A 12,805-nucleotide genomic window follows, 5' to 3' on the forward strand; every position below is an offset into this window, starting at 1 on the left:
CTTTCGGGTTGCTCAGATGCCCCATTGGTCCCAGTCCATCGGGCCGAGGCTGTGTTCGGCACGCAGCTCCTCCAGCGCGCCCGCGATGCGGACCGTCGGAAAGTAGCCGTTGGCCGTGCGGATGACCGGGACGGTCAGCGGCATGGCCTCGCGCAGCAGCGCGTCGTGCTCGCGGACCGCGGCCATCGCCTGCTCCGCCTCCGCACGGGTCGCCCCGGGCGACGGCGGCAGCTCGCGCAGGGCACGGGCGGCGGGTGAGTCTTCGAGGGCGAGGTGGAGGTGGTGCTCGACGTGATTCGGGCGGCCCACGCAGCCGTCGCCGACCTGGTGGCAGTAGACGATGGCGCGCAGGGCGACGGCGCACGACTCGACGCACGTCGCCCAGTCGCCTTCGTGGAAGGCCGACTCGACATCGGTGATGGACGTCTGGACCGCCATGGCGTACTGCCAGGCCATGCCCGCTCCGTGGGTGAGCAGCCAGGTCAGGTCGGTACCGCCGGTGTACGGGTCCGCGTCGGTGCGCGCGGCGGCGTCCCGGGCTCTCGCCCAGGCCATTTCGGTGCCGTCGGCCTCGGTGAAGGCGGTGGCGCGCGGATCAGACATCGAGGACCTCCCGTGCCGCGTCGGCGGAGACTTCCAGGACCAGTTCGGCGTTGCGCAGCGTGTGCAGCAGCCTGTGCGGTGGCAACGTCTCGACGACCTCGTGCAGCGGGCCCTCGGCGGTGACGGCGTCCGCGACGACCCTGCCGTGCCGCGTGAGCGCGAACCGCTCGCGGCCGAGCCGCAGTTCGCGTCGCTCCGGCTCGGCCCGCACGGCGGTCAGCTGCCAGGGGTCCCAGTCCTCCAGGCCCGTGCCGTCGAGCAGCGCGGCCAGCTCCGCCTCACTGGAGACCGTCCAGTGGCGGCGGACCTGGCCGGGGGTGTGGCCCAGCCGGGCGGCCCTGCTGGGCAGCCATTTCTCGCTGGTCAGCACGTCCCCCTGGGCACGGCAGCGAAGCTCCAGCAGCTCGCGGCCGGCTCGCCGGTACAGGTAGCGCGCGGTCTGCGCGCCGTCCTCGACGCGCTCGGCGAGCCGGGCGGCCGCCCAGACCTGGAGCAGCTGGTCGAGGGCGGCCCGCACCACCATGGGCAGTACGGCCGCGGCCTCCTCAGGGGTGAACACCGGCGGCTGGCCGTCGTACAGCGGCAGCGAGTTGAGCCAGCGGGCCGCGGTACGGCGGGTGCGTCTGCCGGGTGCAGGGGCGAGGCTCACACGGCCGAGCGGGAGCTCGGCGGTGGGGTACGCCCGCGCGGTCTGTACCAGCCCGGCCGGCATGGCCGCCGGGTAGTGCTCGATGTCGACGGGGGTGTCCCCGGCGAAGAACAGGTACGCGGGTGTGGGCTTGTCGATGCCGTCCACCAGCATGTGGATGTCGACGTCGCTGCCCCGGTTGCCCAGTCCGCCCGCGAGCGAGCCGACGAGGTGGGCCGGTCCCGCGGTCAGCACGCTTCCGCCGAGGTCCAGGATCTCCGGCCGGCTGAGTCCGACGACCTTGAGCGCCTGCTCGACACTGATTTCGGGTATGCCCCTCACGCCCATGACACCTTTCTGTGGTCCGGTTTGAGCAGCACGGCGGCCAGGCCTCCCAGTCCGGCTGCGAACAAGAGCAGCGCTCCCAGGGCGCCCGCCACCCCGCCGAGGCCCGCGCCGTCCTGGAGAATCTGGCGCATGGCGCGCACGGCCCAGTACGCGGGAGTGGCCGGCGCCAGCGGGACGGCCCAGTCGGGCAGCAGTTCGCGGGGGACGAGGGCCCCGCCGAGCCCGGCCATGGTCAGCGCGGCCACGTTCGCCAGCGATGTCATCTGCACGACGGTTCGGCAGGCGGCGAACCCGAGCACGCCCAGCGCGGCCAGGCACAGCGCGAACGCCAGCACCACCAGTGCGAGGGCGATCAGCGAGCCCCTGATCCGCAGCCCGAACAGCAGCCAGCCGGTGAACAGCAGCACTGTCATCTGGGCCACCAGCACGCACAGCGGCACGACGGTCTTGCCGAGCACGAGCAGCGGCACGGGCACGGCCGTGGAGCGGTAGCGGCTCCAGGTGTTCCAGCCGTGATCGCGGAAGAAGGTCATGCCGACGTGCGAGACGAGGAACATCGAGAACATCACCGACAGTCCCGGCACGGCCTGGGCGGCCCCGGCGTCCGCGCCCTGTCCGGACGGGCCTGCGGTGGCTGCCATGGCCTGCCGGTACAGGGGCATCAGGAACGCCATGAGCACCAGCGGCATCACGGTGAGGATCAGCTGCGGTACCCAGTCGCGGCGCTGTATCCGCCACTCGTGGGCGACGATCACGCCGAGCGTGCGGAGGTCGTGCGGCATCAGTGCACCTCCTGCGTGACGATCCGGTCGAAGACCTCGTCGAGGGTGGGCCTGCGGATTTCGAGACCGGTCAACCGACCGAGGTCGTCCTGCAGGCCCTGCAGGACGGCGGGCAGCTCGGCGGCGGAGTCGACAGCGACCGAGACGTTGCGCTCGCCGCTCTGCGAACCTGCCGCGTCATCGCCGCCGGCCTCCCGCAGCCGTAGCTCGACGACGGTCCTGCCGAAGCGGTCGAGGAGTTCGGTGACGCCACCGTGGGCAGCGGTCGCACCGTCCTTGAGGAGCACCACGTCAGCACCGAGCGCCTCCACCTCCGGCAGGTAGTGCGTCGAGTAGCAGACGGCGGTCCCCTCGGCCGCCAGGGCGCGGACGTGCTCCAGCACCGCCCGCCGAGTGGCGGGATCGACGCCCACGGTGGGCTCGTCCAGGAGCAGCAGCGGCGGGTGGCACACCGTGGCCATCGCACAGTGCACACGGCGGCGCTGTCCGCCGGAGAGTTCCCGCACCTGCCGGTCGGCCACGCCGTCGAGCAGCATGGCAGCGAGCGCGGAGTCCACCGCGGCGGCTCTCGCGCGGCGCCGGAGACCGCCCAGCGCCGCCCAGCTGGTGACGTTCTGACGCACGGTGAGGGTCGGGAAGACCGCGAGGTCCTGTTCGGCGTAGCCGGTGCGGGCGCGGACGGCACGAGGCTGCCGCGCCACGTCGTAGCCGCAGACCGTGACCGAGCCGCCCGTCGGCCTGACCTTGCCGACCACGGCGTCCATCAGCGTGGTCTTGCCCGCGCCGTTGGGCCCGAGCAGGCCGAGCACCTGCCCGGCTTCGATCGTCAGTGAGACCCCTCGCAGGGCTTGGTGCGGTCCATAGGCGGCGGTGAGTCCGCGCACGTCGAGTACGGGCATGGCGCTCATCCGAGCCCTTCGACCGGGGCCCCGGCCGGGAGTGCGCCGTAGCCGTCAGCGGGAATCTCGGTGACCGGGGCGGTCTCGTCGGCGGGCTTGACGCCGAACCTCGCGGCGGCCTCGACGGCAGTCGTGGTCTGGCGGCGCGCGCTCGGCCCCCAGCCGCACACGTCGGCGACGAGCGCGGGCGGGACGAGCAGGCGCCGGTGCACGGTGCCGGTGGCGGGGTCGGGCGCGGAGGGGCCCACGAAGGTGGCGGCGGCGGCCATCCGCACACGGGCCACCGGGGCGTGCCCGGGGCGGCTGTCCACGAGGTAGCCGAGATGGACCGGCTCGCCGATCTCGATCTGCGTCTCCTCACGAACCTCGCGGATCGCGGCGGCCCGCGCGTCCCGGTGCTCGAAGTCCTCCAGCGTGCCGCCGGGCAGACCGGTCTCATGCCGGGCGTCGAGGTACACGACGACGCGTCCGTCGGGGACGAAGACCCACACCCAGGCGTGCTGGACGGGCAGTTCGGCGGGGACGGGGCCCTCGTGCCAGACCCAGGCGGAGCCGCTGTGCACCGCGGGGACGATGCCGTAGTCACGCATCGCGCGTCGTGCGGCGGGCTCGTGGCCGTCCTCGAGGACGCGGGTGTTGCCGTCCGCCCGGGCCTCCAACGCGGCGACCGTGTGGAGGGATTCCGCTCCGGGCGCGTACGCGGCCAGCTCGGCCGGAGCGGCGAAGGCCGTGTGGGGCCCGCTCTGTGCCGCGTGCACCCGGCGGAGGGCGGAGGCGCTGAGGCGGCCGGCGTCGAAGACGTGCACGGGTACGCCACCCCGGGCTCCGGGGAGGGCGAGGACCCAGTCGACGACCAGCAGCCCGCCGAGCCGGGGGATCAGTCCGGTCGCGGCCTCCATCGCGCGCTCGGCGGCCGTGACCGGGGTCTCGCCCGCCGCCACCTCCGCGCAGGGCAGCCCCCAACGGCTCGACGGCTCGTCGTCGCCCGTACGCACCAGCAGCACCCTGCCCTCGCCGTCGGTGACCAGCACAGCGGCCCGGGCCGCCGTGCCGTACGTTCCGGGTACGCCGGTTGCCCGGTCTGGGTGAGAACTACCTGTCACTTCCGCTCCAGCTGTCTGCCATGGCGCGCGCGGGACGGTATGTCCGGCGCCGGTGGTGCGTCGGCGGGCGTCATCGGCCCACAGCACCCGGTCGGGTCAGCCCGCGGACGTGGACCGGGCGCGGCCCGCGCCCGGCCGCTCCCCGCGGGTCGGTGCCGGGCCGCGGTTCGGTCATCGCCTCATGTCTCCCAAGAACGGTCCCGGAAGATCTCGGACTTGCGCGGACCGCGGGAACCCTGGTACCTGCCCGAGTACAGCGTCTTCTCGCCCTTCAACCGCCAGAACGTCATCTGGCCGAGCCGCATCCCGGGGTAGACCCGCAAGCCCACGGTGGAGAACAGCTGGAAGGTGATGGTGCCGATCGATCCGATGTCGATCAGGTCGGCGGTCACGTGCACGAAGAGGCCGGCCCGCGCCGTGCTGGACTTCGCGTGCACCATGGGCACGAACTCGGTGCTGCCGACGATCTCCCGCGACGAGCCGAGGCAGAAGCTCATCGGCTCCAGGAAGAGCCCCTCGTGAGGGATCTTCTCCTCGACCACCTCCGGTTCCGTACGCGGGTCGATGACCGTGTCGCGGTAGCGCAGGACGGTGTCATCGAGGGTGAGGTCGATGCTGTTGGGGTTGATGAGCTGGGGGTCGAACGGCTTGGCGGTGATGGCGCCCAGCTCGATCTGCCGCTGGATCTCGTGGCCGCTGAGGATCAACGCGACTCTCGCATCTGTGAGGGGGGCGCGACACCGGCGTGGAGCTTGGACGGCATCGGGCGGTCGTGCTGCCCGTACCACCCCTCGTAGGCGTAGAGGTGACCGGTGATGGCCCAGAACGAGACCTGGCCGAGTACCTGCCCGGGGTAGACGTAGATGTCCATGGCGGGCAGCAGTTCCAACGTCCAGCGGTGCACGGCGCCGCAGTGCCCCAGGTCGGCGGAGAGCTGCACGAACAGCCCGAGACGGCCGATCGAACTGCGTCCGATGAGTGAGGTGACATAGCGTGTGCTGCCGATCCGTTCCATCGTGTGGCCCAGATAGAACTCGCCCTTGCGAAGCAGGAACCGGCCGTCGACCGGTTCGAGTCGTTCGCGGGCGGCCGGCGACGGATCCAGCGCACCCCCTTCGCCCACGACGCGATAGATCTCCGGTCCGAGGCGGTAGTTGTAGCTGTTGGGGTTGACTCGGCTGTCGTCGAACGGCTCGATGATCACATCGCCGTCGCGAACCGCTTCGCGAATGGCTGAACCAGTGAGGATCATCGTCCCTCCGGCTCGTCCAGTAGGGGCCTGTCATCCAGTGCGAAGCTGAATACCTGCGTATCGGCTGCGTCTTCGGTCTGCTGCGTCATGCATTCCTCATCAGTGCCTCGAACGGCCTTCTGGCGGGATAGCCATCCACTCCCTTCACTCCGTGGGGCGGGGATATTCTGGTTCTCGCCGCCGGGTTTCTCCGGGAGTAATCCTTACCGGACGCAGGCTGTCGCCCTCTTCGGCGCGCGCACCCTGGCGACGCCGCGCAGAGTGTCCTCGTCCCAATACAATGGATTCCCTGATTCCGTGCTGACGCCCGGCCTCGGGATTCGGAACGCTAGCACCCAACCCCTTGAATTGACACGCCTGTTGAGTCCGGGGTGAACACTCCCGGCGGCGTCGGCCACGTGAGCGGGCACAACAGAAAGGGTTCGTACCGCTGTTGGCGGCACGAACCCTTTCCTCTATCGTTCGCTTCGAACGGCGCTATCGGCAAAACCAGGGCGCCAGTATTCTCCTGTGGCGGATCACGCCTCGATCTCTGCGGCAAAGCGCAGCCACTGCTCCGCACAAGTGCGCGCAGCCACGGCGACAGCGGCCCGGCAGTGTTCCGGCACGCGCTCCATCAGCCAGCGCCGCTTCTGCTCGTCCTCCAGCAGATGACCGCGCAGGAGCTGGAGCAGGAGGCGTCCGGCGTCCGTTCGCATTGAGGGGTCCCGAGAGAGACTCAACAACTTTGCCTCAATCGCCGGCAGTTGAACGTCGACGCGGCCGGTGGCGCTCGGCCGTGGCGTCTCGGCCGCAGCCGTCCTGACGGGCTCCGGCGCTGCGGCGGCCCGCAGCCGGGGCGGCAGCGGGTCCTCGCCCTGCCGCACTCGATCCCGCACGTCCTTGGCGGTGGCCACGCTTATCCCGGCCGCCTTGGCGATCTCCCGTAACGTGCTGGCGGGACGGCTGACGATGATCCGCTGGGCGTCGATGCGGCCACGGGCGGCGTCGACGGGACGGGTGCGTCCGTCCTTGCCGACCCTGGAGTTCAACTGTTCGATGTCTTCAGTTGTACGCAGCGATGCCACCGTGCCAGGTGCGAGCCCCGTCAGTTCGGCCACGTGCCGGTCCGACCACTGGGGGTGGGAGACCAGCAGCCGGGCGGCGGCAGCGGTGCGGTCGGCGCGGCTGAGCGGCCTGCCGTTGGCTGCGTTGAGCCCGACCGAAAGGGCGAACAGGCTGTCCTGGCACCCGTCGAAGAAGTGCACGTCCACGTGCTCCTGGCCGCGCAGCACGGTGGCACGCAGCCGGTGCATTCCGTCGATGACCCGCATCGTGGGCCGGTGCACCAGGATCGGCGGGAACACCACGCCGCTCTCGGCGAGTTGCCGGGCGTACGCCAGGTCCTCGCCCTTCAGCCGCGGTGAGTCGGCGGATCGAAGGCGGGAGACGGGGACCCTGCTCGCGGCCCGTTCTGCGAGGTCGGCCCGTCGTGCCCGGACGAACTGTGCCACGGTCACGTACGCGGAACCCGAGTCCACGTCTCGTGCGGTCTCCGTGCCGGCGTCCGGCTCCGATCCGGTGGCGGTCCGTGAGACCGCCTGGGTGCCCGTCTGCCGATCGCCGCGTTGCGCGGGAACGCGCGGCACCACGCGCCGCTCCCGGGTCCCGGGTTCCGCAGCCTTCTGCAGAACCGTCTCGCGGCCGACGGCCTTGGTGATGTGGCGGGTGTCCCGTCCCGCCGTACTTCCTAACGAGTTCGGCCCTGCCCGTCGCTCGTCCACTCCAAATCCCCCTTCTGCAGCGCCCTTTGCCCCTACCACATCGGACCCCGCGCGAGCGATGGCCACGAGGTGAAAGGGAGAAGGAGCGTTCATGCAAACGCAACGCCGACAAGGGCGTCAACCAATTCCCGATCAAGGCTGGGCACCGGGGCGGGGTGGTCGGGGTTCGGGCCGAGGACGCGAGGAAGAAGGGCCGACGGTGAGGCTGCCGGGGCTCGGCCTGAGCGCACCTTCTTGAACAGCCTGTTCTCCGCTCCGCCGGGTGAATCGTCGATGCGCGGGACGAGAGTGACGTCGAACGAAAGGGGTGCAAGGAGGGCGATCGTGCCCGGCAGGGACGGGACTCCGTCCGCCGGTGGCCGGCGGCGCAGTCGCCTTGGTCTCCACGACTTGTACGGGTACGTCGCCGACGGCCGAGAGGCGGGGGAGTCCGCGCGAGTTCGCGGGACCGGCCCACGGAGCCGGCGAGACACGTTCGATTAAGTCGAACAAGGCGTCCGCCCGGCCGCGGTCGGCTTTCGTGTGCCTTGTTCGGGCCTTCCAGTTCGGGCTCGCCCCCGTCAATCAGCAACCGTGGTTCTCCGCACGGGAGTTACACCGTTCATGAAACGGCCCTCTCCCAAAACACAAACTCTTGTGCATCAGATCGGCTCATGCTTCGATCTGACCGCGTTACGGAAACCGGATATGCAGATCGATGGAGGTAGCATGACCCAGGGATTGACGGACGCAGCGCAGTCGGCACAGTTCGACTTCGGGCGCGAGTACATCCGCGTGCATTTCGGCAACAATGTTGCCCTGGCCACTCAGCAGATGACGCACTCCGTGTTCCGGACGAACAGTCAGGCCCACATCGACCACCTCCTCAGCTGCCTGGCACTCACCGGGCGGGAAACGCTGCTCGACTTGGGCTGCGGAAACGGATTCATCCTCCGCGACGTCGTGAGCCGGCTCCGCTACGGCGCGAAGGTCACGGCGGTCGACATCTCCCCGGACATGCTCGAACTCGCCAAGCGCAACGTCAACGTCGCCTGGATTCCCGTGGAATTCCGCGAGGGCAAGGCGGAAGACCTCTCGATGTTCCGCGACGGCGAACTCGACCGGGTCATGGCCAACTACATCTTCCACTACATCGAGGACCCCGACCGCGTGTGCGGCGAGATAGCTCGGGTCCTGTCCCCGGAGGGGCATGCGATCGTCAGCATCGAGGCCAAGCACTCGATGCCCGAGATGTACAACCTCCACTTCGAGATGATGAAGCGTGTGGGCTTCCCGAGCGACTTCATCGAAAAGCTGCCTCGCGGGCGACGCGGTCTGATGACGCTGGACAACGCGCCGGAGTTCCTGCGCCGTGCCTTCTCCAGTGTCGAGGAGAAGCCCTACGTCGACTCGCTTCGCTTCGACAAGGCAGAGCAGTTCATGGACTTCTACTCCAATGGACATCGCCTGCTCGGCGTGCGGGCGCACGCCAACGAGTCCACCCCGCAGTCCATGATCGACGAACTGTACAAGGCCGTGGAAGAGGCCGTCGCCAAGGAGATCTCCGAGGTCGGGTACTTCGAGATCAGCAAGCAGGTCTCGGTGTTCGTCTGCCGGAAGTGAGCGAGCCGTCATGACGCTCGCCCACAACGCTCCGCTGAGGGTCGCGCTCTTCGGGCTGCCGGGTGCCGGGAAGTCGACTACGGTCTCCCTTCTCACTCCCGCACTTGAGGACGCAGGCCTCAAGGTCGCCGTGGTGAGGCTTGCCGAGCCGCTCTATGACGTACAGCATGCGTTTTACGAGCGGCTCGGCACCGACCTGGCACCTGGGCAGCAGGATGGTGCGTTGCTGAATTTCCTCGGTTCTCACTTCCGTCGGATCGACCCCGGTTTCCTGGTGGCGGACTTCGCCCGCAGATGCGACAGTCCCGCGCTGGCGGAGATCGACGTCCTGCTGTGCGACGATGCCCGCCCAGCCGATCTCGACGGACTGTCCACCAGGGAGTTTCAGCTCATCCGCGTCTCCGCGCCCGAGTCCCTGCGCCGTGCGCGCAAGGCACATCGCGGTGACAAGACGGCGGGTCAGGACGACCACTCGACCGAACTCGGGGGCGAAGCGGTGGTTCCGGACTTCCAGTTGGTCAACGACGGCAGTCTGGAACATCTCGAAGAGCAGGTGACCGCTCTCGGTAAAGTGTTGGTCGATCAGCGAAACGATGCGGCGGCGCCCTCGTCCGACCGGAAGTGATCCGACTCCTTGCCCGACCCCTTGAGGTCGGTACGCCGCGCCGGACAGGTCGGGCAGGGATCCGGGAAGAATGCTACCCGCGGACACGAAAGCTGGAACAGGAATACATATGGGTACATTCCGGCAGTTTCTCGACAGTGAATTTCCCCAGGCCCACGTCACGCAACTCAGCGATACGAACAACCCTGTCTTCCTGGTTTCTTCGCCGGAGGCCGGCCAGGTCGTCGTCAAGCATGTGACGGACACGGACATCCCGCTGAGTTATCTCGCCCGCGTGAACGAGGAGCTGAGCCGTCACATTCCGGTGCAGCGAGTCCTGCGGGTCTTCGAGGCCGACCGAGGCGACCCGTTCGACGCGCTGTTCTGTGAGTACGTCGAGGGACGGAACCTCGCGGACGAACTGGGGGGTGGCGGGCCTCTCCCCGACGCCGATATCGCCGGCCAACTATGTGACTACGTCCGCGCGTGCGCCCATCTGCCACAGCTGTACGAGGGTTTCGGACTCTACAAGCGGGGCGCCAGTTCCATGGCGACTCACCGGGAATTCGTGGAGTACTACGGGCGGCGCTACTGGAACAGGGCGCGCCACTTCTACGAGGGCACTTCCGTAGCTGCCGCGGTGGACCGATGGCTGGACGGCGGATTCGCGGCAGCGGCCGCTCGCAACCCCGTCCCGCCCAGGGTCATCTCGGCCGACGCCAATCTCAAGAACTGGATCGTGGAGCCGGGCGGTCGTCTCCGCGTGCTCAACGTGCCCATCGCCGGACTGTCCACACCCGCTCACGCGGTCGGAGCCGTCAGTCTGCACCTGCGGAACAGCCCGCTGCACAAAGAGTTCCTCACCACCGCGACGGCGACGCTCTGCCAGGAAGACGCCGAGATGGTCCCGCACTTCGAGCTGTGGGGACTACTCGGAATTCTCTCCTTCTACGCGGTGCGCGAGCCCGAGCGTCAGCGTGAATGGCCGAAGTGGGGATCGACGGTTTTGCTGGACACCGATTTCCGGAATCTGGTGGAGTCCGAGATCATGCCCGTGGTCATGTAAACCCGCCGCACGGACCGTCGCGGGAGCCGTCTTCGGCGGTGTCATCCTCAACGGTCCGTCCACCGTCGGCCGGTACGGGCGCCGTCACCGCCCCATGCCGCCGAACACTCACCAGGTCCCCAACGGCGATGCGAGAGTTGCAGTGATCCTCAGTGGCCCAGAGATCAGACGGCAGGTCGAAAGCGACGTCATCACTGTCACTCCTTTCGACCCCGAGCACCTCAACCCCAACAGCATCGATCTGACGCTCGACAACACCATCCTGCGCTATCGCAACCCGGTCATCGACCCCAGGGAGGAGCAGGACGTCGAGGAGATCACCATCCCCTCCACAGGCCTTCTCCTCGAACCGCTCGGCTTCTGCCTCGGCTCCTCGCGCGAGATAGTCGGTAGCACGGAATACGTGCCCATGGTGCACGCGAAGTCCAGTACCGCGCGCGCCGGCCTGTTCATCCACGTCACCGCCGATCTGATCGACATCGGCTCGATCGGCACCACCACGTTCCAGCTGTTCTCCACCTTGCCCCTCAAGGTCTATCCGGGCATGCGCATCGCCCAGATGACCTTCTGGAAGCCGCAGGGCGACATCACCCTGTACTCCGGGAAGTACCAGGGGTCCAAAGGCCCGAGGAAGTCGATGATCTTCCGGGACCCGTTCTGGCAGTCACTGCCGGCCACCGGATGAACGACCGAACAGCTCCCGTCCGACGAAGGGACATTGGTCCATGAGCGGTGACCGAAAGGTGATCGCGTCTGTCCGCGGTAACACCGTCCGCGTAAGCGCATCCGCTGAAGTCAGCGCCGGCATGGCGGAGTTGGTCTCGCCGTACATCGCCGTGACGCCCGCCGAAGGACCGGGGTCGGCGCCGCATGTTCAGGTGAGCGACTCCCCACCGACCGGGGACGCCTGGCGCCGCATCGCCCTGCGGTCGGAGTACGAACCGGACCGCGTGGTGTGGGTCGACGACGCCAACCGGCAGATAGCCCTGCTGGACGAGGGCAACGACTGGACCGTGCAACAACTCGTGCGCTCGGTACGGTACTTGCTGCGCTGGCAGGCCTACGAGCGAGGCGACCTCTTCCTGCACGGCGGCCTGGTCCGTGCCGCCGGCACGGGCATCGCCTTTCTCGGCCACAAGCGCTCCGGGAAGACCTCCAGCATCCTCAGCGCCCTGCTCAGCGGTGGCGCCGACTTCGTCTCCAACGACGACCTCGTACTGACGGACGCCGACGACCTCGCCACCGCGCTCACCGGCTACGGATCCCCGCGCACGGTGAACGTGCGCACCGACGCCCTCCTGGCGCTGGCCCGGACGGCCCCCGCCCTCTCGACGCTGCTGTCCGACACGAGCCACCCGACCAACACCTTCCCCGGCCGCCACCACACCCTCGACGCCATCCGCTCCGACGCCGGCGCTCAACTGCCCGGCTCCGTCTGGGTGCGCTGCGCCGAACTCGCCCGCGTCACCGGGCGGTCCCTGGTGCCCGAGTGCGGGCTCGACATGGTCGTCCTCCCCGGGTTCACCTCCGACACCGACGGGCCGGTCATCACCCGGCTGACCGCGCAGGAGGCCCACCGGGCGGTGAGCGAGCACATCGAGGAAGGCGCGACAAAGTACGACCCGTACCTGGCCGCCTGGTACCCCCGCACGGACTCCGCTCGCCGCACCCAACTCCTGCGACGACTCGCCGACCAGGTCCCTTGCTACCGGCTCACCCAGAACATGGGGGAGCTGCACAAGGCAACCGCTCTTCTCCTCGACACCGCCGACGCCGCCAGCCCGATCAGGTGACCTCCCCCGGACAGCGCAGACGACGGGACCGCACGCGAGACCACACCGGCCGGTCAGGCTGCCCGGGCCCGGCCTTCCAGGTCGAGCTGCCCGATGAGGAACTCAAGAGCTCCGCACGGTGGCGGACGTGATCGCCGGCTCGACAAGGCCACGATCAGCGCCCGACGCCGTGCGGCAGTGAGCCCTTGAGCCGAGGGCTCATCCATCTATGAGGAGGAATCCATGGACAACGACACGACGATCGACGTGCCGGAGGCCGAGAGCTACGAGCCGCCGGCGTTGGTGGCAGTGGGCGAGTTCTCCGAGGACACGCTCGGGTTCGGCAGCCGGTACACGGACATCATCGGCCAGCACGTCTGAGA

At 68.9% G+C, this 12,805-nt stretch carries 14 protein-coding genes; 6 read left to right on the plus strand and 8 right to left on the minus strand.

The features are described from left to right. Positions 1 to 12: 12 nt before the first annotated feature. From ACFY5C_RS31760 to ACFY5C_RS31795, 8 genes are all read right to left on the minus strand, one after another. Positions 13 to 603, minus strand: a complete 591-nt coding sequence (locus ACFY5C_RS31760; RefSeq protein WP_389450649.1) for a hypothetical protein — start codon at positions 601 to 603, stop codon at positions 13 to 15. Continuing rightward, entirely contained in the window at positions 596 to 1,573 is a 978-nt protein-coding gene (locus ACFY5C_RS31765) for a hypothetical protein (RefSeq protein WP_389450652.1), read from the minus strand. The genes ACFY5C_RS31760 and ACFY5C_RS31765 overlap by 8 nt, the downstream gene beginning before the upstream one ends. Next, a complete protein-coding gene (locus ACFY5C_RS31770) occupies positions 1,570 to 2,361 on the minus strand; it encodes an ABC transporter permease (protein ID WP_389450655.1) in 792 nt (263 codons plus the stop codon). Before ACFY5C_RS31770 ends, ACFY5C_RS31765 begins: the two co-directional genes overlap by 4 nt. Beyond that, complete coding sequence (locus ACFY5C_RS31775; RefSeq protein WP_389450658.1) at positions 2,361 to 3,260, minus strand: ATP-binding cassette domain-containing protein; 900 nt, start codon at positions 3,258 to 3,260, stop codon at positions 2,361 to 2,363. Before ACFY5C_RS31775 ends, ACFY5C_RS31770 begins: the two co-directional genes overlap by 1 nt. A gap of 5 nt (positions 3,261 to 3,265) precedes the next feature. Next, positions 3,266 to 4,363, minus strand: coding sequence for an NUDIX domain-containing protein (locus tag ACFY5C_RS31780; protein WP_389450661.1), 1,098 nt, complete (start codon positions 4,361 to 4,363; stop codon positions 3,266 to 3,268). Positions 4,364 to 4,542: 179 nt separating this feature from the next. Continuing rightward, on the minus strand, positions 4,543 to 5,070 hold the full coding sequence (gene dcd, locus ACFY5C_RS31785; protein WP_389450664.1) for a dCTP deaminase: 528 nt from the start codon (positions 5,068 to 5,070) through the stop codon (positions 4,543 to 4,545). Continuing rightward, positions 5,067 to 5,615, minus strand: coding sequence for a deoxycytidine deaminase (locus ACFY5C_RS31790; RefSeq protein ID WP_389450668.1), 549 nt, complete (start codon positions 5,613 to 5,615; stop codon positions 5,067 to 5,069). The genes dcd (ACFY5C_RS31785) and ACFY5C_RS31790 overlap by 4 nt, the downstream gene beginning before the upstream one ends. 518 nt (positions 5,616 to 6,133) lie before the next feature. Continuing rightward, positions 6,134 to 7,378 (minus strand): hypothetical protein, encoded by a 1,245-nt coding sequence (locus ACFY5C_RS31795; protein ID WP_389450671.1) that lies wholly within the window; start codon positions 7,376 to 7,378, stop codon positions 6,134 to 6,136. Between the two features lie 708 nt (positions 7,379 to 8,086). On the opposite strand from ACFY5C_RS31795, the gene ACFY5C_RS31800 reads away from it, so the two are divergent. The 6 genes from ACFY5C_RS31800 (at position 8,087) to ACFY5C_RS31825 (ending at position 12,803) form a co-directional block, all read left to right on the plus strand. Next, entirely contained in the window at positions 8,087 to 8,980 is an 894-nt protein-coding gene (locus ACFY5C_RS31800; RefSeq protein WP_389450674.1) for a class I SAM-dependent methyltransferase, read from the plus strand. A 10-nt stretch (positions 8,981 to 8,990) separates the two neighbouring features. Further along, on the plus strand, positions 8,991 to 9,605 hold the full coding sequence (locus ACFY5C_RS31805; protein WP_389450677.1) for a hypothetical protein: 615 nt from the start codon (positions 8,991 to 8,993) through the stop codon (positions 9,603 to 9,605). Between the two features lie 109 nt (positions 9,606 to 9,714). Further along, positions 9,715 to 10,650, plus strand: coding sequence for a phosphotransferase (locus ACFY5C_RS31810; RefSeq protein WP_389450679.1), 936 nt, complete (start codon positions 9,715 to 9,717; stop codon positions 10,648 to 10,650). A gap of 142 nt (positions 10,651 to 10,792) precedes the next feature. After that, positions 10,793 to 11,335, plus strand: coding sequence for a dCTP deaminase (gene dcd, locus ACFY5C_RS31815; protein ID WP_389450681.1), 543 nt, complete (start codon positions 10,793 to 10,795; stop codon positions 11,333 to 11,335). A gap of 121 nt (positions 11,336 to 11,456) precedes the next feature. After that, positions 11,457 to 12,443, plus strand: coding sequence for a hypothetical protein (locus ACFY5C_RS31820; protein WP_389450683.1), 987 nt, complete (start codon positions 11,457 to 11,459; stop codon positions 12,441 to 12,443). Positions 12,444 to 12,665: 222 nt separating this feature from the next. After that, entirely contained in the window at positions 12,666 to 12,803 is a 138-nt protein-coding gene (locus ACFY5C_RS31825) for a lasso RiPP family leader peptide-containing protein (protein WP_389450686.1), read from the plus strand. The last annotated feature ends 2 nt before the right edge of the window (positions 12,804 to 12,805 follow it).

The sequence above is a fragment of the Streptomyces sp. NPDC012935 genome, from assembly GCF_042900345.1.
Lineage (GTDB): Bacteria > Actinomycetota > Actinomycetes > Streptomycetales > Streptomycetaceae > Streptomyces.

Coding starts and splice junctions, on each gene's coding strand:
- ACFY5C_RS31760 (WP_389450649.1), bottom strand. CDS start 603: ATGTCTGATCCGCGCGCCACCGCCTTCACCGAGGCCGACGGCACCGAA.
- ACFY5C_RS31770 (WP_389450655.1), bottom strand. CDS start 2,361: ATGCCGCACGACCTCCGCACGCTCGGCGTGATCGTCGCCCACGAGTGG.
- ACFY5C_RS31775 (WP_389450658.1), bottom strand. CDS start 3,260: ATGCCCGTACTCGACGTGCGCGGACTCACCGCCGCCTATGGACCGCAC.
- ACFY5C_RS31790 (WP_389450668.1), bottom strand. CDS start 5,615: ATGATCCTCACTGGTTCAGCCATTCGCGAAGCGGTTCGCGACGGCGAT.
- ACFY5C_RS31800 (WP_389450674.1), top strand. CDS start 8,087: ATGACCCAGGGATTGACGGACGCAGCGCAGTCGGCACAGTTCGACTTC.
- ACFY5C_RS31805 (WP_389450677.1), top strand. CDS start 8,991: ATGACGCTCGCCCACAACGCTCCGCTGAGGGTCGCGCTCTTCGGGCTG.
- ACFY5C_RS31810 (WP_389450679.1), top strand. CDS start 9,715: ATGGGTACATTCCGGCAGTTTCTCGACAGTGAATTTCCCCAGGCCCAC.
- ACFY5C_RS31820 (WP_389450683.1), top strand. CDS start 11,457: ATGGCGGAGTTGGTCTCGCCGTACATCGCCGTGACGCCCGCCGAAGGA.
- ACFY5C_RS31825 (WP_389450686.1), top strand. CDS start 12,666: ATGGACAACGACACGACGATCGACGTGCCGGAGGCCGAGAGCTACGAG.